Below are 22134 nucleotides of genomic sequence, written 5' to 3'. Positions count from 1 at the left end.
GTCCATCCACAGCCTATTGAGGTGGTCGGGGCGTCGCCACAGGCAGTACCGACAATTGTGGCTTTTTAAACCGTCGCACCTTCGCTTTCTGCTTGCTCTTGAAAGCCTTGTCAGTGGGCTTCACTCCCAGTTGTTCGTGGCCTTTCTCCAACTGCGCGCGCGTGCAGGCTTCATCGCAGCCATCGCAGCCCATGATTGCAGAAATAGCTTGCGCACCGCAGTCGAGCGCGATGCTGAAGTCGTATTCATCGCCTAGTTTCAACTTCTTAGGAATCCTTGCGTTACGCAGCTGGGCGAATTTTGCACCGGCCCGTCCGTGTTCATCTAGCTCGGTCGTAACCGTATTTCTGGAGTCATGATGTGCGCCCTCAACGCATATGCACGGAGCGGCCCCCTCGGAGTACTTGGCATAACGCGGCTGACCTCGGGATTCGCCCTTCTTGCGCTGTTCAGACAGTTCCCCAACTGGAATGGGATGATGCGGTGTTTTTCCTCCGCAGCCTGAACAACTGTTAGGGCTGTAAGGAACCAGGACACAACGCCGGGCTTTGCAACAGGCCTCGGAACAGTCATCTGTGATGGGTTTCTTGCAGTTATCATTGACCTTCTTCGAGTGGCCGGACTGCACACAGGGATGATCATCCGCAGCTAACGCTACTTCATCCAGGTACGGCCAAGGCACGGTATTGCCCTGCGAGCCATGGTTGTGAGTAGTCAGGTCCGACATACGATCTACATTCTGGCCTTCGAACTTCACGTTCATCGACCAAGCGGTGAAGTACACCTTGCCCTTGATCTTCGAGGTGATCACACCTTTCTTCGGCGCGCATCCCGCCTCATCGCCATAACTGGTCTTAAAGTAGCTACGATCCTTTAGCATCACCTCCTTTTTTGAAATTTTTACCGTACGTGATCCGTTCGAGGTATCACTGGCAAGCCCGGTATTCGGATAGGGGATCGGCACGCCGGGAGGTGTGGCAGGCGTTTGTGGCGGAGTGAAGCACACGTCGGGAAAGCAGCCTACAGACTTGCCCTCGGCTGCCTTGCAGGAAATCTCCAGTCCATTGGCGAACACCTGATTGGCCATTTCTCCTCCCTGAACAAGTCTGCCCATTTCGACCTGATTTCAATCTAGCAGTGGCCGGACAATCTGCCAGGACCAATCAGCAGGAGAACCGTGGCTGATCCTCAGAACAATCGGGGACACCAGGATATTGATGATGCTGAACATCAACGGGTCGATTCTGTTGAAAAAGTCTGCCCTGGTTACCATGGTGGCAAAAGTGGGTGGCTGGCCTAGGTGGCTACCACTGAAATCAGTGGCTCACAAGCCAGGCAAAAAACGACCAAAAGCGTACGTCCGATCCAGAGCCTCGCTCGGCGAGGGCTAGCCATGACGAGTATTGGCCTTCACTCCGGCATTTGAAAAAAGGCTTCTGTTTCCTAAATTTTATTTGCTCGAGCAAACGTGGCGACTCTCAACCTCAAACGTCTTGCTTGTAATCTCTGTTAGACCTGCGGTGTGCTCCATAGAGGTATTGGTGTTATTTAATACGGTAAGCCTTGGGGTGAATCGCCCTGGGTTTACCAGACACATCGAAGGTCTGCTATTGGCCGGTTGCAGTCCTTCAGTGCTTGGCTGACGCACTCGCGCTGAGTGGCACCCGCTGACACCCATCAACTGCAAACGGCTGGTCAGCGCGAATGCAAATGACTGGTCAGTGGTAATGCAATTAGGTGGTCAAGTGAGATGCAATTACGCAGAGCCCACGCGAGTGGGAATGCGGAGCCTTCCCGCTCGCGTGGGCTTGGCCGAGAAGCCCAAGAGTGAGGCTTGCAACGGCGACAGTCGCCACTTCTGTCGCCATGCTGCAGGCCAGGTATTGCGCGGGTTGTCGCCGGTGTCGCCGCTGTCGCCGCTGTCGCCGCTGTCGCCAAATCAACCATCACTCCATCTGAGGAGTCATTTTCGGTTACCGGCGGCGTCCGGTGAGCGCTCACCGTATCGGCACGACGTTGTGGTCCCTGGTTTGATTGATCGCAGATGCCGAGAGGTTGCCAGTGGCCGCTTTCTGGATGTGCTCACTCCACCAAGCCATCATCGGACGCCGGCGTTCGATGTAGTCAGCTCGGTTGTAAGCGCTTCGGACTTCGTCCTTGTCGACATACGCCAGGGCGACTTCGATCAGCTCCGGATCCCACCCATGCTCGTTCAGGATGGTGCTGGCCATGGAGCGCATACCATGACTGACTAAGCGGTCCTGGAAGCCCATGCGTTTCAACGCCATGTTGGCGGTCTGGCTATTGGCGTGGGTGCGCGGGTTTCTATCTGCCGGGAACACGTATTCCCTGTGACCACTGTGGGGCTTGAGCGCCTCCAGTAACGCGAGTGCCTGTTCGGTCAGCGGGATGGTGTGCGAACGACGCTTTTTCATGCGCTCCGGCGGGATGGTCCAGATACGTTTGTCGAAGTCGATGTCTACCCATCGGGTGGTGGCCGCTTCGGCGGGGCGGGTCATGGTGTGCAGTTGCCATTCGATCAGGCAGCGGGTGATCCGCTTGATGCTGGCATTCGCGATTTCCAGCATGAGCTCCGGAAGTTCATCAGGTGCAAGCGCAGCCATGTTCTCTTTCTTCGGCTTCTTGAATACCGCCCGGATACCGCTGAGGGGGTTCGCGAAGATCATTCCTGAGTTGACCCCGTAGGTCATGATCTCGTTGAGCCGTTGGCTCAGTCGCTTCACTGTCTCGAGACTGCCTTTGGCCTCGATTGGACGAAGCAGTTCTATGACCATCGGTGCGGTAATTTTCGAGAGCGGCGTTGTTTTCAGGTCTGGAAATACGTGCAGCGTGAGCGATCGCCAAATGTCCTCGGCGTACGCTGGCGTGACGGAGTCCTTCTTCAGCTCGAACCAGGCGGTGGCCACGTTCTCGAACGTGTGTTCCGTCTCCGCTCGTTTGGCTTCGTCCTGTGCATTGCGTTGCACCTTGGGATCAATGCCTTGTGCAAGCAGCTCGCGCGCTTCCACCACTTTTTTCCTGGCGTTCGCTAGTGAGAGCTCTGGGTACGTGCCGAGCCCCATATTGATACGGTTCTTGGTTACCGGCTCGCGGTAGTTGAAGTTCCACAGCATCGAGCCGTTGCTCCTGACTCGGAGCTGGAGGCCGTCACCATCGCTGAGGACGTAATCCTTGTCTTTTGCCTTGACTGCCTTGAGCTGGCGGTCGGAGAGGCGAAGGGCTAGAGCAGGCATGAGAGCTACCTCTGACACCGTTTTGGTATTCCAAAAAATAGCACCGGATGGCTTGGAATACCATTTGGAATACCCAAATGGCTGGAACTCAGAAAATCTCTACGGAGCCCAATAGCGCTTAAACCCTTGATTTTGCTGGATTTCAGGCACAAAAAAAGACGTCCGTGGACGTCTTTAGATGATGAAGTGGTGGAGCCGGGGGGATTTGAACCCCCGTCCGCCAGTACTCCGCTGTCGGTACTACATGCGTAGCCGTGTCTATTAAGTTAACCCTCAGCGACCCGACGGGCAGGGTGCTTTGGGCGAGTTGTGTAAGTTTTAGCCGCTTCGTCCACAACGTACTGCACGGCGATTCTGTTCTATATGACAATCACTTTGGGTTTACAGACATCCCCTGATGATTGCTGGACCCGAAGGTACCAGGAGGGAAGGGCTAAGGCTGCTTACGCAGCGAGAGCGTATTCCCCGTAGGTTTCGTCATTGGCAACTATAGAAAGTTGCAACAGTGGATTTACGAGTTCTGTTACCAACTCGGCATGCACCTAAAGTTTCGCAACCGGCGTCGAATCCTAAACGGCCCCGAACCTGCTGTGTGTAACCAGCAGGCAAGCGCAGTGTACGCCAATGCGCGCGGCGAGTCGACCTTCTGTCCTTACCTGCGTGTTATCTGGCCCGGCGCTAATGGCTATTCAAGTGGCTTTGAATGTCCTGAAGCGCCTGCTGCGTCAGGGAAACACACTCTTTGTCATTGTTGGCAGCGTGGGCGGCCTTGGCTTGTTCGACTTTGGTGATGACGACACCTTTGGTGGCGGCGTCCAGCGTGGCTGCGCTGGACAGCTTGCTGTTGACTTCCTGGAGCTTCATTACGCATTGATCGCTATCGTTTGAGGCGTATGCGGAGGAGGCCAGCATTGTTGCAGCGATGAGCAGTCCAGCCAGGGCGGAACGCTTCATGGGTATCTCCTGGAACGGGGGTAGGGATGGGCCACGCTGATTGGGGCTTAACAAATGGACTGTGGGGGGGGGCAAGGGTTCTGTTTTTGCTGGCGATGGGGTGAAAGATTTTTCCGGGAGGCGGGTGCGAAAAAGGGACAAGAAACGCCTGATGCCAGTCAGTTAAGACGAAATGCAATCTGTTGCAGCTGCCGAGCTCGCGAGGCTGCGTTCGGCCGCGAAGCAGTCGTGAGTCTGCCTGATGCTCCGCAAGCTTAGGGTTTACATGGCTCAGAAGGCCAACCCGAAGGTTGGCCTTGTGCTGGATTACTTCCCGCCTTTGTTCGCGTTCTTGAGTTGCTGGATCGTTTGTTCGGTCTCGGCTATGCAATCATCAGTCCCTTCCTTGGTGCCTTTTGCCTGATCGGCTTTGGCTTTCGTGACGCTTTCCATTACCTGATCAGTCATCTCTGGAGGAGTCTGTGACTTGGCATTTTCGATGGTTTTCAAGTTGACCGCACAGAGGTCTTCGGCGGCAAACGAGGGAGACGCCAGCATTGAGGCAGTAACGAACATACCTAACAGTACAGAGCGTTTCATGTGTATCTCCTTGAACTGAGGGTCCAGGCATCGCTGGCCATCAGGACGGGCTGCCAATTTTGGGGAAGGTCCCACGTTTGCGGGACTTGATCGGTGGACTGCGACGATGCGTCAGGGTTCTATTTTTCTTCAGGTCGCCCTGGCCTGCGTTACTCGATCCACCAGATAAACCAGCCCGTGGTAGTCAATTCCACCGTGTTGCGTCAGACCAATCTCACAGGTGCGGCTGGTGGAAATCCCCTCACTGCATTGCTGCACCGCGTCCTTGAGCGTGCGTAACGAATGGGCATTCAATTCCGGGGTTGTGAAGCCTTTGTCACCGGCAAAACCGCAGCAGTGAATGCCTTCCGGAATGACCACGTTTTTACTGCATTTGCGCGCAAGATCGATCAGCGCCTGGCTCTCACCGAGATGCTGAGTGCTGCACGTGACGTGTACCGCGATCGGCGCTTCCTGGGGGGTGAAATCGAGACGATCCATCAAGTGAGTGCGGATGAAACGCACCGGGTCGTACAGGTCCAGTCGCACATCGCCCAAGTCCTGAACCAGCCGCAAGGTACAGGGGCTGGTGTCGCAATAGATCGGGTCGAGCCCTCCGCGGCTGGCCTGTAGCAGTGCGCCGATCAGTTCCTGGCGCTTGTGTTCGGCCTGTTCAGCGTAACCCTTGGAGGCGAATGGCTGACCACAGCAGAGGTTGTCCTGATTGTCTGGAAAAACGACTTGGTAGCCGGCTTTTTCCAATAGACCACGGGTTTTGTCGTACAGCGACATTTGCTCTTTATCACCCGCCGCGGGGCCCATGACCCGCGACACGCAGGCCGCCAGGTACACCACCCGAGGTCGCTCATCCGACACCGTCGGGCTGAAACGGATGGCCCTTTCCGGTTGTGGCATGGCGTTGGTCCATTGCGGAACCTGACCCTTGGACAGCCGCGTCAGCGATGCCGAAAGCTTCGCCAGGCGTGGTGCCCCCAGCAGCATCCGCGCACCGTTGGCGACGTGCAGGGTGAAGCGTGCGCCTTGCAATGCGGTGGCGAAATTTCCTTCAATCCAGTTGGCAGTTTTCGTATGCGTTGCTTTACGGCCGCGGAGCTTTTTCACCAGTTCGCCGGTGTTGATTCCTACAGGGCAACGTTGTGCACACAGGCCGGTGGCGGCGCACGTTTCGATGCCTTGGTATTCGTAGGCCTGTTCCAGCTCGGCGGTGTCTGTGCCAGCGCGTTTCTTCGCTTGAATGTCACGCCAGATCACGATGCGTTGGCGCGGGGTCAGCGTCAGGCCTTTCGACGGGCACACCGGTTCGCAGAAGCCGCATTCGATGCACTTATCCACAATCTCATCGGCGGCGGGCAACGGTTTCAGGTGCTTGAGATGGATCTGCGGATCGTCGCTGAGCACCACGTCCGGGTTGAGAATGCCGTTGGGGTCGAGCAGGCGTTTGAGCTGCCACATCAACTGGTAAGCGTCACTACCCCATTCCAGTTCGACGAAGGGCGCCATGTTGCGACCGGTGCCGTGTTCGGCCTTCAGTGAGCCACCGAATTCAACGGCCACCAATTGCGCCACGTCGTCCATGAACGCCTGGTAGCGTGCGACTTCTTCCGCGCTGTTGAAGCCTTGTGTGAAGACGAAGTGCAGATTGCCTTCCAGGGCGTGTCCGAAAAGGATCGCTTCGTCGTAGTGATGTTTGTCGAACAGCTCGATCAAGCGGTTGACGCCGCTGGCCAGTTGTTCCACCGGGAAGGTCACGTCTTCGATGATCACCGTGGTGCCGGTTTTGCGCACCGCGCCGACGGCAGGGAAGGTGTCCTTGCGGATTGCCCAGAGTCGGGCGTTTTCCACCGGGTCTTCGGTGAAGTCGACTTGTTTCTCTACCGGGAAACCCGTCAGTGACGCCATGATTTGCGTCAGTTGTTCCTGGAGCAAAGTGGAAGAGGCCGCGCGGGATTCGATCAGCAGGGCGCAGGCATTGGTCGACAGTTGTTGTACGAAAGCCGGCATGCCGGGCTTGTCCTGCACCGAGCGCAGGCTGCGACGGTCCAGCAGTTCCACCGCCGATACGGGTTGGCTTTTCAGCACAGTGACTGCGTTGCAGCAGGTTTCTACATCCGGGAACACGATCAGCGCCGACGCCTTGTTCGGATGGTCGATCACTGTGTCGTAAGTCACCGCGCTGATAAACCCGAGCGTGCCTTCGGAGCCCACCAGCAAGTGGCTCAAGATATCCACAGGCTCGTCGAAATCCACCAGCGCATTGAGTGACAGCCCGGTGGTATTTTTCAGACGATATTTGTGGCGAATTTTCGCAGCCAGTTCGGCATTGGCGCGGGTCTCGCGGCCCAATGTCGCCAGACGTTCCAGCAGCTCGGCGTGGCTCTCACGGAAGGCCGCCACACTGACGCCGTCTTCGGTATCGAGACGGCTGCCATCGGCCAGCACCAGACGAATTCCGGCCAATGTGTGATAGGTGTTTTGCGCCGTGCCGCAGCACATGCCACTCGCATTGTTGGCGACAATGCCGCCGATTTTGCAGGCGTTGATCGACGCCGGGTCTGGGCCGATCTTGCGTCCGAACGGTGCCAGCCAGGCGTTGGCCTGGGCGCCAATCACGCCCGGTTGCAGACGGATCTGCATACCCTGACCACGTATCTCGCGACCGTTCCAGTTATCTCCCAGCACGATCAGCACTGAATCGCTGATGGCCTGGCCAGACAGGCTGGTGCCGGCGGCGCGGAAGGTCACCGGGACTTTATCCCGTTGCGCCAGTTTGAGCAGCGCCACCACTTCGTCTTCGGACTCGACGCGGATCACCAGTTTCGGAATCAGCCGGTAGAAACTGGCGTCGGTGCCGAAGGCCAAAGTCGATAGCGGATCGTCGAAACGTCGTGCCTGAGGAATCAGTTGCTGTGCATCTCGCAGGAAAGCCGCCGGTAGACTCATTGGTCCTCCAGGATCAGAACGACCAGGTCTTTCGGGCCGTGGGCGCCGTAGGCCAGTATTTGTTCGATGTCGGCAGTCTTCGACGGACCGGACACCAGCAAGGCGTTGGTCGGCATGCCTTGGGCCCATTCGAACTCCTGTTGTACCTGATAGAAGTTGTCACGGATTTCACTGGCCTTGAGCAGGGCGAAATGCACTGGCGGCACCAGGCTCATCAGGCGCGGTTCTTCCCGCGTCGGCCAGAGAATCAGGCTCCCTGTTGCGGCGATTGCGCCGAGGGTGGTGGTCAGGCTGGCCGGGGTGTCGTTGAACAACTCGGCTTTCCATTCCTCGACCGGACGGTCGTAGGCTTTGAGCGCTGGCAGGCCAGGTTTTTTCGCCCAATGCTGAGTGATGCGTTGACCGTGAGGTGTCGTCGGCGCAATCAACAGGCTCGGCAACTGGCGATCTTGCAGCTGTTGCGCCAGCAATTCGGGCCAGCCTTCTCCGGACGTCAGATGAATTTCGGTGTGCACCGCTTCCATCAGTTTGCGCAGTTGCGGGATGCGTTGTTCGGGCGCGTAGGTGTAGGGCTCGGTGACCAATTCGACATCGAAGTTGTCAGGCACCGGCGTGGTCCCCGTCAGACTGTTGCGCAATTTGGCGAGGATATTTTGCTTGGCGCTCATCAGCGGTCTCCCTGTTTGGCCAAATGCTCGCGGGCCATGTCATGCAGTGAGCGGGCGGCGGGTTTCGGTGCGCTGTGGTTCTGGGTCCACGGGCCGATGTTGCTCGGCGTCAGCGCGCGCAGGCGGGTGGCGAAAAAGCCGAACAAGCGATAGAGCGTTGGTGAGCTGTTGAGCTTCGCCCAGGCGTTCCAGATAAACCGTTCTTTGCGCGAGTACTTGCTGCCCTGACCGCGCATCACTTGATGCGGGCTGTCCGGGGCTTTGACGTTCTCTTCCCGTAGGCGACGCAGCAATGCGGGGATCGGAATTTTTACCGGGCAGACTTCACCGCAGGCGCCGCATAACGAAGATGCGCTCGGGTGGTCGGGGACTTTCGCCAGGCCGACCATGTGCGGGGTGATGATTTTTCCGATAGGCCCAGGGTAAACCTCCCCATAGGCATGGCCGCCGATTCGGGTGTAGACCGGGCAATGATTCATACAGGCGCCGCAGCGGATGCAGTTCAGGGTCTGGCGCAATTCGCTGTCGGCAAACGCCTGACTGCGACCGTTGTCGAGCAATACCAGGTGCACTTCCTGCGGGCCGTCGAGTTCATGTTCCTTGCGCGGCCCGGAGATCATGTTGACGTAGGTGGTGATCGGCTGGCCGAGAGCCGAGCGGGTCAGCAGCGACAACAGCGGTACAACGTCCCGCAGGTTTTCGACGACTTTCTCGATGCCCGTGACGGCAATGTGTACGGGCGGCACGGTGGTCGACATGCGCCCGTTGCCTTCGTTTTCCACCAGTAGCAAGGTGCCGGTTTCGGCCACGGCGAAGTTGACGCCGGAGACGCCGATGTCTGCTTCGAAGAATTTCTGTCGCAAGACTTTGCGACCGATCTGAATGAGTTGGTCTACGTCCTTGGTGTACTCCACGCCAAGTTTGTCGTGGAACAAGGACGCGACCTGACCGGCATTCTTGTGGATCGCCGGCATAATGATGTGTGAAGGCTTCTCGTGGTCGAGCTGGACGATGAATTCGCCCATGTCCGACTCCAGGCATTCAATGCCTTGAGCCGCGAGGACATGGTTCATCTCCATCTCTTCGCTGACCATCGATTTGCCCTTGATCACTTGCCGCGCCTCGTGAGCGCGGATGATCGCCAAGACGATGCCATTGGCCTCGTCCACCGTTTCCGCCCAGTGCACTGTCACACCGTTGCGGGTCAGGTTCTGTTCAAGCTGCTCAAGCAGGTCGGGCAACTTGGATAAAGCACGGGCGCGGACAGCATTGCCCAGCGCTCGCAAATGTTCTCTTTCGTGGGCATCGCTGAAGGACGCTGCCCGTTTGCTCATCAGTGAATCCATCGCGCTGCGAAAGTTGTTTCGCAGTTGCGTGTCAGCCAAAGCCTTATGAGCCCGGGCGCGAAAATCATCTTCTACAGCAACCGTAGGAATAATCGTGGAAGTGCTCATTGGGCACCTCCGGTACGCTGCCACAGGAAACTGGCCAGATGCTGACCGCGTAACGCTTCCTGCTGTTTCTCCAACGAGCCATTGATGTTCATCAGGCAACCGCAGTCGGCACTGAGTACCTTGTGCGCGCCGGATTCCTTCAGCGCTCGGGTCTTGTCAGCCACCATCGCGCCGGAAATATCTGGCATACGGACGCTGAAAGTCCCACCAAAGCCACAGCATTCACTTTCGTGGCTGTGGTCGACTCGCTCCACATTGCTCAGCTGCGCCAACAACTCACGACCGTGCAGGTGGGTGTTCATTTCTCGACGTGCCGAGCACGACGTGTGCAACGCCACTTTTACCGGTTCGCCGCTGTCCTTGAGCTGCACCTTGCAGACAAACAGCAGGAACTCCGCCAGTTCATAAGTCCGTGCCGCAAGGGCCTGGACCTGTTTCAGCGTTTGCGGCTCGTCCTTGAACAAGTCGGCGTAGTGCTCGCGCAACATGCCCGCGCAGGATCCCGACGGCACCACCACCGGATAATCGCCGGCAAACAGCGCCAGTTGCGAGCGCGCCACGGTCCGGGCCTGTTCGGTGTAACCCGAGGTGTAGGCCGGTTGCCCGCAGCAGCTTTGCCCTTGCGGGTATTCGACACGAATGCCTTCGCGTTCCAGCAGATGAATCGCGTCCATCCCGGCTTCCGGGTAGAACAGATCCACCACGCAAGTCCCGAACAGGTAGACCCGTGACGGTTTTTCGCTGGGGTATTGCCGAGGCTCGGGCAGTGGCGGGGCGACGCGGGTCGCGTTCGGCACAGCGTTGTAAAAAAGCTCGCTCATCAGGCGTGTCTCCGGGTGGTCCCGGTTATCCGTCCGCTGAGGCTGCTGAATATAGTGAGGGAAGCTTTCAGCAGCCTTGCAGACCCGGTTGTGAATAGCTGACGCCGGGGGCGTAACCCGGCGTCGGTTTTTTCCGTGTCGCGTGTAGTTCTTAGTGCACCAGCATGCCGGTGAACCAGTAGGCCTGAGCCAAAGTGATCAGGCCGACGATCGTTGCAAAGAATAGGCTGTGCTTGAGGGTGAAGCGGAACAGATCCGATTCTTTGCCCACCAAGCCGGTCGCGGCACAGGCCACGGCGATCGATTGCGGCGAAATCATCTTGCCGGTCACGCCGCCGCTGGTATTCGCCGCCACCAGCAAGGTGTCGTTGACGCCGATCTGGTGCGCGGTGGTTGCTTGCAGCGAACTGAACAGTGCGTTGGACGAAGTATCGGAACCGGTCAGGAACACGCCGAGCCAGCCGAGGAACGGCGAGAAGAACGGGAATGCCGCACCCGTGCCTGCCAGTACCAGAGCCATGGTCGACGACATGCCCGAGTAGTTGGTGACGAAGGCGAAGGCCAGCACCATGCCGATGGACAGAATCGGCCAGCGCAGTTCGTAGACGGTCTCTTTGAAAGTGGTAAGACCAATTTTTGGATTGATCTTCAGCACCAGCATTGAGATCAGCGCAGAGAAGAAAATCGCCGTGCCGGTCGCGGAAACCGGATCGAGTTTGAACACCGCCGGAATCGCCGTCGGGGCGGTCACGATCGGGGCGACCTTGATCACCATTTGATCCAGATGCGGAATCGCGAAGTTGAACACCCAGCTATACATTGAGCCGCCTGCCGCAAACATCGCCTTGAACGGTTTCAGCGTCCAGATAGTGACCAGTACGGTGAGGATCAGGAACGGCGACCAGGCTTTGAAAATTTCCCCCAGGCTGTAAGGCGAAGGCACGGTGGTGCGCGGCTGGCCGAAACCACCGGCGCTGGCCACCACGGAAGCCGAAACCGCGCCGACAATGTGGGCGCCAGCAGCGCGTTTCGGCTGCCAGACTTTCAGGAATAGGGTCAGAGAAACCAGGCTGGCCAGCGCCGAGGTGATGTCCGGCAGTTCCGGGCCGATGAAGTTCGAGGTGAAGTACTGGGTGACGGCGAAGCTCAAGCCGGCCACCAGCGCAGCCGGCCAGGTTTCCCGAACGCCGCGCAGGCCATCCATCATGAATACCAGCCAGAACGGCACGAACAGCGACAGCAATGGCAGCTGGCGACCGGTCATGGCGCCGATCTTGAACGCGTCGATGCCGGTGACTTGCCCGGCGACGATGATCGGAATCCCCAAGGCACCGAAGGCTACTGGCGCGGTATTGGCGATCAGGCACAGGCCGGCGGCGTACAGCGGGTTGAAACCCAGTCCTACCAGCAGCGCGGCGGTAATCGCTACCGGTGCGCCGAACCCGGCGGCGCCTTCCAGGAAGGCGCCGAAGCAGAAGCCGATCAGCAGCACTTGCAGGCGTTGGTCGTCAGTGATCGACAGCACTGAGCTGCGGATCACTTCGAACTGGCCACTCTTGACCGTCAGTTTGTAGAGGAATACCGCTGCCACGATGATCCACGCAATCGGCCACAAACCGTAGGCGAAGCCATAGCCGGCTGCTGCGAAGGCCATATCGACCGGCATCTGGAACGCGAAGATTGCCACGGCAATCGACAGCGCGAGGGTGATGCTGCCGGCCACGTGGCCTTTGAGGCGGAACACGGCCAAAGCCAGGAAGAAAAATACGATGGGGATGACGGCCGCGAGTGCGGACACGCCGAGACTGCCGAGCGGGCTGTAGAGCTGTTGCCAGGTTTGCATATGGGGTGGCCCCTAATTGTTGTTGGTCAGGCACTGGTCAGCGTTCTTGGATAATTGGTAATACCAATTTACAATCGCTGTTGGCTAGGGTAAAAGCCTTGTAGGCGGTGTGTCAATTTGCCGCCCTAAAACTTTTGTCGAATGAGCGGTGCAGAACGCATCTGATCTGTTCGATCAAACGTCGTCTGGTAGGTGCTGGCGCTGCGCCGATAGGCCAGAATAGAGAGCCCGGCGAGCCGCCGGGATCGTGGAGAATTGAGTGATGGGGTTTGATCAGATTCGGCAGCGCCGTTTGTCTGACGATATTGTCGAGCAGCTCGAAGGGATGATTCTCGAGGGCACATTGAAGGCCGGCGAGCGCCTGCCGGCAGAGCGTGCGTTGGCCGAGCAGTTCGGTGTGTCACGTCCTTCGTTGCGCGAAGCGATTCAGAAACTGGCAGCCAAAGGGTTGCTGGTCAGTCGTCAGGGCGGCGGTAACTATGTGGTGGAATCCCTGGGCTCGACGTTCAGTGATCCGCTGCTGCATCTGCTGGAAAGCAACCCCGAGGCCCAGCGCGATTTGCTCGAGTTTCGTCATACGCTGGAAGCATCCTGTGCTTACTACGCGGCATTGCGCGCCACTGACGTGGATCGCGAGCGGCTGACGGCGGCGTTCGACGAGTTGCAAGACTGCTATTCGCGCCATGACGAAGTGGGTCGGGCGGAAGAGGGCGCGGCGGATGCGAAATTTCATTTGGCGATCGCCGAGGCCAGTCATAACGCGGTGTTGCTGCACACCATTCGTGGGCTGTTCGACCTGCTCAAGCGCAACGTGGTGACCAACATCGGCGGCATGTACAAACAGCGCGCTGAAACCCGCGACATGTTGATCGCGCAGCACAGAGAATTGTATCTGGCGATTATCGAAGGCCGGGCAGAGCAGGCGCGGGAGGTTTCCAGTCGGCACATTTTGTATGTGCAGGAAGTGCTGGAAGAGGTGCGTCAGGAAGTGCAGCGCGTGGCTCGGGCAGAGCGGCGCAAGGGGATGTAATCAGTTCACTGTGGCGAGGGAGCTTGCTCCCGTTGGGGCGCGAAGCGGCCCCCAGGCCAGCACCGTTAAGCAGATCGTTTACGACTGCTTCGCAGCCGAGCGGGAGCAAGCTCCCTCGCCACAAAAGCCGCGATCAGGGTGGAAAATTAATCTTCCTTACCCTTGTTTCGCACCGCACGCTGCAACTCACGACCGGCGTCGCGTTCGCGTTCGGTATCACGCTTGTCGTATTCCTTCTTGCCCTTGCCCAGAGCGATCTCGCACTTGACCATGTGCTTGCTCCAGTACCAGGAAAGGCATACGCAGGCGTAACCTTTTTGCTGCACGGCAGCGGCCAGCTTTTCCAGCTCGCGCCGGTTGAGCAGCAATTTCCGGGTGCGGGTCGGATCAGCGATGACGTGAGTGCTGGCAGTCATCAGCGGCGTAATGTGGCTGCCGAGCAACCAGGCTTCGCCATCCTTGAGCAGCACGTAACTGTCAACCAGTTGTAGCTTGCTTGCCCGCAAACTTTTTACTTCCCAGCCGGCCAGGACCAGACCAGCCTCGAACTTATGCTCGATGAAGTAATCGTGTCGCGCCTTTTTGTTCTGCGCGATGGTCCCTGTTGGGTGTTTCTTCTGTTTAGCCATAGGGGCGGCATTATAGGGAGTTGCAAGCGAGTCGGCTACGGTATCGCTACGTGCTTGAGCAGGTTGATTGAATCCCGGACAATGCGGCCTCTTTTTTGAACGCTTGGGCGTGATAACGATGTCGACAGACAAGGTTTCTGTCCACGGCAGTTGGGCTAGCCGCTGGGTCTTCATACTCGCCGCGACCGGTTCGGCCGTGGGGCTGGGTAGTATCTGGAAATTCCCTTACATGGTCGGCGTCTACGGTGGCGGAGCCTTCGTGCTGATGTTCCTCGCCTGTATCGCGCTGATCGGTATGCCCGTCATGTTGGCCGAAACCCTGATCGGCCGCCGCGCGCGGCAGAGCCCGGCCAATGCCTTGAAGGTTCTGGCGCTGGAAGCGGGGCATTCGGCGAAATGGTCCTGGGGCGCATTTGCCGGGATGATCACGGCGCTGCTGATTCTGTCTTTCTATAGTGTGGTCGGCGGCTGGTCGCTGGATTACATCATCGACATGGGTCGTGGCGACTTCCAGGGTGTAACGCCTGATCAGGTCGGGGCTTATTTCGGCAATGTGATCGCCGACCCATGGCGCCTGACACTTTGGCATACGATTTTTATGCTCCTCTCCGCCGTGGTGATCGCCAAAGGCGTAGTCGCGGGTCTGGAGCGCAGCCTGCGGATCATGATGCCATTGCTGTTCGTGATGATGCTGGTGCTGCTGGGTTACAGCATGACCACCGGCCACTTCATGGAAGGCGTGCATTTCATGTTCGACTTCCACCCGGACAAGGTACTGGATGGCTTGCTGCCGGCAATGGGGCATGCGTTCTTCTCCCTGAGCGTGGGCGTCGGCTCGATCATGATCTACGGCGCCTACATGCCGAAGAACTCGTCGATCTCCGGAACCATCGTTGGCGTGGCGCTGCTCGATACCTTCGTTTCGCTGTTGGCCGGTCTGGCATTGTTTCCGATTGTGTTCGCTGCCGGCCTGAACCCGAGCGAAGGTCCTGGCCTGATGTTCGTCAGCCTGCCATTTGCCTTTGGCAACGTAGCGTTCGGCCAGTTGATGGGCGTAGTGTTCTTCGTGCTGGTGGCAATTGCGGCCTGGAGTTCGGCGATTTCCCTGCTCGAGCCGATGGTGGCTTACTTGGTTGAGCGCACGAAGATCAGCCGCGCCTGGGTCACCTTCTGGTTGGCATTCATCTGCTGGTTCGTCGGTCTGGGCACCGTGTTTTCCTTCAATATCTGGAAGGAAGCCAAGTTTTTCGTGAACGAAGGCGGGATGTTCCACCTCTATCAATGGGGAGCTGCCGGTGGTCTGGACTTCTTTGGTGTGATCGATTTCTTCACCTCGCGGATCATGTTGCCACTCGGTGGTTTGTGTTTCGTGGTGTTTGCGGGCTGGGTGATGGGGCGTGAAGCGGTGCGCGACGAATTGTCGATCCGCCGTCCGGTGCTGTTCGCCCTGTCCCTGTTCTTGATGCGCTATGTGGCGCCCATCGGCATTCTTGTAGTGTTTGCCGCCCAGCTGTGGAAGTAACGCTGACATGACGACACACATTCAACGTTCGGCCCTGCTGCCGTATCCGGCCCAAGCGCTTTATGACTTGGTCAACGACGTGGCCCGCTATCCGGAATTCCTGCCGTGGTGCTCGTCGGCGGAAGTCCTGGAAAGCACTCCTGAGCTTATGCGTGCCAGTGTCGGCGTGGCCAAGGGTGGCCTGAGTCAGCACTTCGTGACACGTAACACCCTGGTGCCAGGGCGTTCGATCGAGATGAACCTCGAGGAAGGTCCGTTCAGCCAGTTGCACGGCGTCTGGGTATTCAAGCCGTTGGGCGAGAAGGCCTGCAAGATCAGTCTGGACTTGTCGTTCGACTACTCGGGACCGCTGGTGCGTGCGACGTTGGGGCCTTTGTTCAATCAGGCGGCGAATACGCTGATGGACGCGTTTTGCCAGCGTGCGAAACAGATGCATGGTTGAGGCAATGATCAAGGTCGAAGTGGTGTATGCCGCTGTTGATCGTCAGGTACTGCTGACCGTAACGGTGCCGGTGGGCGCAACGGTGCGAGATGCGTTGCTCAAATCCGGCCTGAACAGCGAATTCCCTGAGCTGGATCTAACCAGTTGTCCGGTTGGGATCTTTGGCAAAGTGATCGCTGAGCCGGCCAATCGTCCGGTTCAGGCAGGGGATCGCCTCGAGATTTACCGGCCGCTGCTCGCCGACCCGAAAGAAGTTCGCCGGTTGCGCGCCGCCAAGGCGGCCGAGGCCAAAGCCCGGAATCAGTGATCCGGTTAAACGCCAGACGATAAAAAACCCGGACATGCCGGGTTTTTTATTGCGTCGCAAATTATTGCGGCGAGGTTTCCAGCGGTTCTGGCGTCGGGATTGGAACAGTTTCGACGTTGTCCACGTCCTTCTGGATCTGGTCCAGCAACGAACCTGGCTTGACCGGTTTTTCTGGCTTCGGTTTCTCGGCGTTTTCTGCAGGCGTGGTCACGGTAGTGCCACTGTCCTTGCCGAGAATGGCTTCGTCGCGGCTCACGCCCGGCATGAAATCGCCAGAGAGGCTGACAAGTTGGTCATTTGGGTTGAAGATAACGCTAATGCGTTCCTGTTGGCGTTCACCGCCACCCGGTTGCAGGCTGTAGAGATAATCCCAGCGATCGGCATGGAACGTGTCGGTCAGCAGAGGGTTACCCATGATAAACCGTACTTGCCGGCGGGTCATTCCCGGGCGTAACTGGTCTATCATGTCCTGCGTGACGACATTGCCCTGCTGGATGTCGATTTTGTAAACCCCGGGGAATGAACAACCGGCGAGTGCGAGCAGTCCCACAAAGGTGAAACTGGTTAGCAAGAGCTTGGTGTTTTGCATCGGTGGGCGACTTCCACTATCTTGGCTGGGACAACGTAAACGCCGATCATACCCGCATTAAGAGAAGCTGCGAAGCAGCATCGCGAGAAAGCTGACCATGGTTGAAAATAGCGAACTACGCAAAGCCGGCCTCAAAGTGACCCTTCCACGGGTCAAAATTCTGCAAATGCTCGATTCCGCCGAGCAACGCCACATGAGTGCCGAGGATGTCTACAAGGCGCTGATGGAGGCTGGTGAGGACGTCGGTCTGGCCACGGTTTACCGTGTTCTGACCCAGTTCGAGGCAGCTGGCCTTGTGGTGCGGCACAACTTCGACGGAGGCCATGCGGTCTTCGAGCTGGACGACGGCAAGCATCACGACCATATGGTCAACGTCGAAACCAGTGAAGTGATCGAATTCTTCGACGAAGAAATCGAGCGGCTGCAGAAAGCAATCGTCGACAAGTATGGCTTCGAGATGGTTGATCACAATCTTGTGCTGTACGTACGCAAGAAAAAGTAAGCATGTCGCGCGAACTTCAGGTTCGCGAAACGAACGAAGGCGACCTCAGGGTCGCCTTCGTGCTTTCTGCCGTTCTTAAATTTTCGCGGTAACGACCATCTTTTTCGCGTGAGCCAGTGATTCCTTGGTGAGGTCGATGCCACCCAGCATCCGTGCCACTTCTTCGACACGATCGGTCTTGCTCAGTTTGGAGACGGCTGTATGCGTGGCGTCTTCACCGCGGACCTTGTGTACAAATAGATGTTGATGCCCTTGCGCCGCCACTTGCGGCAAGTGAGTCACGGTTAGAACCTGCCCACGCTCCCCGAGGCGTCGCAGCAGCTGGCCGACAATCTCGGCGGTCGGGCCGCCGATACCCACGTCCACTTCGTCGAACACCAGGGTTGGCACGCGCGAGGTCTGTGCAGTGATCACCTGAATCGCCAGGCTGATACGCGACAGTTCGCCACCCGACGCCACTTTCGCCAGGGCTTTCAACGGTTGCCCCGGGTTGGCGCTCACCAGTAGCTCTACCTGTTCAAGCCCATTGGGCAGCAGTTCGTCGCTGCTGTTGGGGCGCAGTTCGATGGTGAAACGGCCGCCGGGCATGCCCAGACGCTGGATTTCCTGTTCCACGGCACTGGCCAGGCTGCTCGAGGCTTGGTGCCGCAGATCGCTCAGATCCCGAGCCTTCTCCTGATAATGGCGGGCGTAGGAGGCCAGCTCATCGCTCAGTCGTTCGATGGATTCGTCGTTGGCATTCAGGGTTTCGATTTCATCGAGTAGCTTCTGTTGCATCTCGGCGACCTCGGTCGGCTGGATGCGATGTTTGCGCGCCAAGGTGTAGATGGCATCAAGGCGCTCTTCCAGGTATTGAAGGCGGGCCGGGTCGGCGTCGAAGTTGTCGAGAAAGCGGTTCAACTCGCCTACGGCTTCTTCAACTTGAATCTGCGCGCTGGTCAGCAGGCTGCTGGCTTCGCCCAGGGCGCCGATCGAATTGTTCACGCTCGACAGGCGGTTAAGGCTGGCGGTGAGCGCGTTCAATACATTACCGGAATCACTTTCGCTGCATTGTTCGACCACTTGCCGACAAATGCCCAACAGGGTTTCGGCGTTGGTCAGGTTCTTGTGTTCCTGTTCCAGTTGCTCCAGCTCGTTTTCGCCGAGGCCGAGGTTTTCCAGTTCTTCGAGTTGATAGCTGAGCAACTGATGACGGGCGCGCTGTTCGTCGCCGGAGTTGGAAAGACGTTCCAGCTCCTGGCGGGTCTGGCGCCAGCGTTGGGCAGCCAGTTGCACTTGGCGAGCCAGGTCCGTGGCACCGGCGTATTCGTCGAGCAGACGGCGGTGAGTATCGGTTTTGAGCAGGGATTGGTGTTCGTGCTGGCTGTGGATATCGATCAGCAACTCGCCCAAGGCTTTCAGGTCGCCGAGGGGGCAGGGGGTGCCGTTGATATAGCCGCGGGATCGCCCTTCAGCGGTGATCACTCGACGCAGAATGCACGGGCCGTCGTTCTCGAGGTCGCGTTCGGCCAGCCAGGCGCTGGCTTCCGGGATGTCGACCAGATCGAAGGTGGCCAGGATATCGGCCTTGTCGGCGCCCGGGCGGACCACGCCGCTGTCTGCGCGATCGCCCAGGGTCAGGCCCAGGGCATCGAGCATGATCGACTTGCCGGCGCCGGTTTCCCCTGTGATCACGCTCATCCCGCGATCGAGTTCGAGATCGAGATGTTCAACGATGGCGTAGTTGTGTACGGACAGGTGCACCAGCATAAAGGCCGCTCCCAGGCTTTAGGTCTGGTTATTTATACAGTGTTTTGTTTCTGGCTGACAATGCCCCCTCTTAGGTCGATTTGCTTGATTTAAGGAAATCCTTAGTGCGATGAGGAATGACAATGCAGCTGTTTTTTGTAGGGTTAATCATCAAATAGCCCTTGAAGCTGAATTTTGCGGCCCCATATACCGGGGCAGAAGCGCGAGTTGAGCTCGCGGACGATATTGGAAGGAGAAATCTATGGCTGACGAACAGACAGTGGATACGCAAAATCTAGACGCCAACCAGGGCCCCGAGGCTTCGGGTGAAGACCTGGCGGCTCGTGTACAAGTGCTCGAAGAGCAATTGGCTGGTGCGCAGGATCAGGCTTTGCGTGTAGCCGCCGATCTGCAGAACGTCCGCCGCCGTGCCGAGCAGGACGTTGAAAAGGCTCACAAATTTGCCTTGGAAAAGTTCGCTGGCGACCTGCTGCCGATCATCGACAGCCTGGAGCGCGGTCTGGAGCTATCCAACCCTGACGACGAAAACATTCGTCCGATGCGCGAAGGGATCGAGCTGACCCTGAAAATGTTCCAGGACACCCTGAAACGCTATCACCTGGAAGCGATCGATCCTGAAGGCGAACCCTTCAACGCCTCGCATCACCAGGCAATGGCCATGCAGGAAAGCGCCGACGTCGAGCCAAACAGCGTGCTCAAGGTATTTCAGAAGGGCTACCAGCTTCACGGTCGCCTGCTGCGCCCGGCCATGGTCGTGGTCAGCAAGGCACCTGCGCCGGTTTCGCCTTCGATTGACGAGCAGGCTTGAAATTAGCCGCAAGGCCCCCATTTAGAAGTCAAGCGTTTAAGTGCTACCGCAGTCAGCCACCACTGCTGCGGCATCCAAATCCAAAGTTTCGGGAGAGTGAACATGGGCAAAATTATCGGTATCGACCTGGGGACTACCAACTCCTGCGTCTCCGTGCTGGAAAACGGCAAAGCCAAAGTTATTGAAAACGCTGAAGGCGCGCGTACCACGCCGTCGATCATCGCTTATGCCAACGACGGTGAAATCCTGGTTGGCCAGTCGGCCAAGCGTCAGGCAGTGACCAATCCGCATAACACCCTGTACGCGGTGAAGCGTCTGATCGGTCGTCGTTTTGACGAAGAAGTCGTACAGAAAGACATCCAGATGGTCCCTTACAAGATCGTCAAGGCTGACAACAACGACGCCTGGGTTGAAGTGAACGGCCAGAAAATGGCGCCGCCACAAATTTCGGCTGAAATTCTGAAGAAAATGAAGAAGACCGCCGAAGACTACCTCGGCGAGCCAGTGACCGAAGCGGTGATCACCGTTCCGGCCTACTTCAACGACAGCCAGCGTCAAGCCACCAAAGACGCCGGCCGCATCGCGGGTCTGGACGTTAAACGTATCATCAACGAACCAACCGCAGCCGCACTGGCCTACGGTATGGACAAGGCGAAAGGCGATCACACCGTGATCGTTTACGACTTGGGCGGCGGTACTTTCGACGTTTCCGTGATCGAAATCGCTGAAGTCGATGGCGAGCACCAGTTCGAAGTGTTGGCCACCAACGGTGACACTTTCCTGGGCGGTGAAGACTTTGACATTCGTCTGATCGACTACCTCGTTGACGAGTTCAAGAAAGAAAGCGGCATGAACCTCAAGGGTGACCCGCTGGCCATGCAGCGCCTGAAAGAAGCCGCTGAGAAAGCCAAGATCGAACTGTCCTCGAGCCAGTCGACCGACGTGAACCTGCCGTACATCACTGCAGACGCTACCGGTCCTAAGCACTTGAACGTGAAAATCTCCCGCGCCAAGCTCGAAGCGCTGGTTGAAGACCTGGTTCAGCGCACCATCGAACCTTGCCGCATCGCCATGAAAGATGCCGGTATCGAGATTGGTGCGATCAACGACGTGATCCTGGTCGGCGGTCAGACCCGTATGCCACTGGTTCAGAAGCTGGTGACCGATTTCTTCGGTAAAGAAGCACGTAAAGACGTCAACCCTGACGAAGCTGTTGCCATGGGTGCTGCTATCCAGGGCGCGGTATTGGCTGGTGACGTGAAAGACGTTCTGCTGCTCGACGTCAGCCCGCTGACCCTGGGTATCGAAACCATGGGCGGCGTGATGACCGCGCTGATCGAGAAAAACACCACGATTCCTACCAAGAAATCGCAAGTGTTCTCGACTGCCGACGACAACCAGGGCGCAGTGACCATTCACGTACTGCAAGGTGAGCGTAAGCAAGCCGCACAGAACAAGTCCCTGGGCAAGTTCGACCTGGCTGAGATTCCACCAGCACCACGTGGCGTGCCACAAATCGAAGTGACCTTCGACATCGACGCCAACGGCATCCTGCACGTCGGCGCGAAAGACAAGGCTACCGGCAAGACTCAGTCGATCGTGATCAAGGCCAACTCCGGTCTGTCCGAGGAAGAAATTCAGCAGATGGTTCGCGATGCTGAAGTGAACGCTGAAGAAGACCGCAAGTTCGAAGAGCTGGCCAGCGCCCGTAACCAAGGCGATGCCCTGGTTCACTCGACGCGCAAAATGGTCGCTGATGCTGGCGATAAAGTGAGCGCTGAAGAGAAGACTGCAATCGAAGCAGCTGTAGTTGCCCTGGAAACCGCCATCAAAGGCGACGACAAGGCCGCTATCGAAGCCAAGGTTGAAGAGCTGTCCAAGGTTTCTGCGCCAGTGGCTCAGAAAATGTACGCTGATCAGGCTCAGCCAGCTGAAGGCGCGGCGCCGAAAGACGAATCGGCTGAAAAGGCTGACGACGTTGTCGATGCCGAGTTCGAAGAAGTCAAAGACCACAAGTAAGTTGTTGGTCGCCCGGTTGACTGC

At 57.8% G+C, this 22134-nt stretch carries 19 protein-coding genes and 1 other RNA gene; 7 read left to right on the top strand and 13 right to left on the bottom strand.

The genetic code is table 11. The features are described 5' to 3' along the window. Nucleotides 1-13 precede the first annotated feature (13 nt). The 10 genes from KGB18_RS15935 to KGB18_RS15890 all read right to left on the bottom strand — a co-directional run bounded on the left by KGB18_RS15935 (nt 14) and on the right by KGB18_RS15890 (nt 12513). On the bottom strand, nt 14-1087 hold the full coding sequence (locus tag KGB18_RS15935) for a PAAR-like domain-containing protein (RefSeq protein WP_123721325.1): 1074 nt from the start codon (nt 1085-1087) through the stop codon (nt 14-16). 910 nt (nt 1088-1997) lie between these two features. After that, on the bottom strand, nt 1998-3254 hold the full coding sequence (locus tag KGB18_RS15930) for an integrase domain-containing protein (RefSeq protein ID WP_123721324.1): 1257 nt from the start codon (nt 3252-3254) through the stop codon (nt 1998-2000). A gap of 187 nt (nt 3255-3441) precedes the next feature. After that, nucleotides 3442-3835, bottom strand: a transfer-messenger RNA (tmRNA) gene (gene ssrA / locus KGB18_RS15925). 97 nt (nt 3836-3932) lie between these two features. Beyond that, on the bottom strand, nt 3933-4208 hold the full coding sequence (locus KGB18_RS15920) for a hypothetical protein (RefSeq protein ID WP_048396647.1): 276 nt from the start codon (nt 4206-4208) through the stop codon (nt 3933-3935). Nucleotides 4209-4514: 306 nt separating this feature from the next. Next, nucleotides 4515-4787 carry a hypothetical protein gene (locus KGB18_RS15915; RefSeq protein WP_123721323.1) on the bottom strand — a complete coding sequence of 91 codons (273 nt, stop codon included), beginning with the start codon at nt 4785-4787 and terminating at the stop codon, nt 4515-4517. 129 nt (nt 4788-4916) lie between these two features. Then, nucleotides 4917-7727, bottom strand: coding sequence for an FAD-binding and (Fe-S)-binding domain-containing protein (locus KGB18_RS15910; RefSeq protein WP_223570211.1), 2811 nt, complete (start codon nt 7725-7727; stop codon nt 4917-4919). Beyond that, nucleotides 7724-8395, bottom strand: coding sequence for a lactate utilization protein C (locus KGB18_RS15905; RefSeq protein ID WP_223570210.1), 672 nt, complete (start codon nt 8393-8395; stop codon nt 7724-7726). Before KGB18_RS15905 ends, KGB18_RS15910 begins: the two co-directional genes overlap by 4 nt. Further along, nucleotides 8395-9849, bottom strand: coding sequence for a LutB/LldF family L-lactate oxidation iron-sulfur protein (locus tag KGB18_RS15900; protein WP_223570209.1), 1455 nt, complete (start codon nt 9847-9849; stop codon nt 8395-8397). The genes KGB18_RS15905 and KGB18_RS15900 overlap by 1 nt, the downstream gene beginning before the upstream one ends. Further along, nucleotides 9846-10670, bottom strand: a complete 825-nt coding sequence (locus KGB18_RS15895) for a (Fe-S)-binding protein (RefSeq protein ID WP_123721319.1) — start codon at nt 10668-10670, stop codon at nt 9846-9848. Before KGB18_RS15895 ends, KGB18_RS15900 begins: the two co-directional genes overlap by 4 nt. Nucleotides 10671-10821: 151 nt before the next feature. Further along, on the bottom strand, nt 10822-12513 hold the full coding sequence (locus KGB18_RS15890; protein ID WP_223570208.1) for a lactate permease LctP family transporter: 1692 nt from the start codon (nt 12511-12513) through the stop codon (nt 10822-10824). 262 nt (nt 12514-12775) lie between these two features. On the opposite strand from KGB18_RS15890, the gene KGB18_RS15885 reads away from it, so the two are divergent. Then, nucleotides 12776-13543, top strand: coding sequence for a GntR family transcriptional regulator (locus tag KGB18_RS15885; RefSeq protein WP_030128095.1), 768 nt, complete (start codon nt 12776-12778; stop codon nt 13541-13543). Nucleotides 13544-13689: 146 nt separating this feature from the next. Here the strand turns inward: KGB18_RS15885 and smpB are convergent, their stop codons facing one another. Beyond that, a complete protein-coding gene (gene smpB, locus KGB18_RS15880) occupies nt 13690-14172 on the bottom strand; it encodes an SsrA-binding protein SmpB (protein WP_007900551.1) in 483 nt (160 codons plus the stop codon). Between the two features lie 118 nt (nt 14173-14290). On the opposite strand from smpB, the gene KGB18_RS15875 reads away from it, so the two are divergent. From KGB18_RS15875 to KGB18_RS15865, 3 genes are read left to right on the top strand one after another with little or no spacing between them, the layout of a single operon-like run. Further along, nucleotides 14291-15694: a sodium-dependent transporter gene (locus KGB18_RS15875; RefSeq protein ID WP_123721317.1), complete on the top strand. Its 1404-nt coding sequence runs from the start codon at nt 14291-14293 to the stop codon at nt 15692-15694. A gap of 7 nt (nt 15695-15701) precedes the next feature. After that, nucleotides 15702-16136 (top strand): type II toxin-antitoxin system RatA family toxin, encoded by a 435-nt coding sequence (locus KGB18_RS15870; RefSeq protein WP_030128093.1) that lies wholly within the window; start codon nt 15702-15704, stop codon nt 16134-16136. Further along, nucleotides 16129-16443, top strand: a complete 315-nt coding sequence (locus KGB18_RS15865; RefSeq protein ID WP_123721316.1) for an RnfH family protein — start codon at nt 16129-16131, stop codon at nt 16441-16443. The genes KGB18_RS15870 and KGB18_RS15865 overlap by 8 nt, the downstream gene beginning before the upstream one ends. A gap of 61 nt (nt 16444-16504) precedes the next feature. Here KGB18_RS15865 and KGB18_RS15860 read toward each other — a convergent pair whose 3' ends face one another. After that, on the bottom strand, nt 16505-17032 hold the full coding sequence (locus tag KGB18_RS15860) for an outer membrane protein assembly factor BamE (RefSeq protein ID WP_052965679.1): 528 nt from the start codon (nt 17030-17032) through the stop codon (nt 16505-16507). 97 nt (nt 17033-17129) lie between these two features. Between KGB18_RS15860 and fur the strand changes: the two genes are divergently transcribed. After that, a complete protein-coding gene (fur, locus tag KGB18_RS15855; protein ID WP_003197684.1) occupies nt 17130-17534 on the top strand; it encodes a ferric iron uptake transcriptional regulator in 405 nt (134 codons plus the stop codon). A 75-nt stretch (nt 17535-17609) separates the two neighbouring features. Here fur and recN read toward each other — a convergent pair whose 3' ends face one another. Next, nucleotides 17610-19283 (bottom strand): DNA repair protein RecN, encoded by a 1674-nt coding sequence (gene recN / locus KGB18_RS15850; RefSeq protein WP_052965677.1) that lies wholly within the window; start codon nt 19281-19283, stop codon nt 17610-17612. Between the two features lie 241 nt (nt 19284-19524). Between recN and grpE the strand changes: the two genes are divergently transcribed. After that, nucleotides 19525-20091: a nucleotide exchange factor GrpE gene (gene grpE / locus KGB18_RS15845; protein ID WP_007900531.1), complete on the top strand. Its 567-nt coding sequence runs from the start codon at nt 19525-19527 to the stop codon at nt 20089-20091. Nucleotides 20092-20193: 102 nt separating this feature from the next. After that, entirely contained in the window at nt 20194-22110 is a 1917-nt protein-coding gene (dnaK, locus tag KGB18_RS15840; RefSeq protein WP_030128089.1) for a molecular chaperone DnaK, read from the top strand. Nucleotides 22111-22134 lie beyond the last annotated feature (24 nt).

Source organism: Pseudomonas sp. BF-R-26 (assembly GCF_019947395.1).
Lineage (GTDB): Bacteria > Pseudomonadota > Gammaproteobacteria > Pseudomonadales > Pseudomonadaceae > Aquipseudomonas > Aquipseudomonas farris.
Note: the sequence above shows the minus strand (reverse complement) of the source record. Positions and strands in the feature narration are given on the sequence as shown.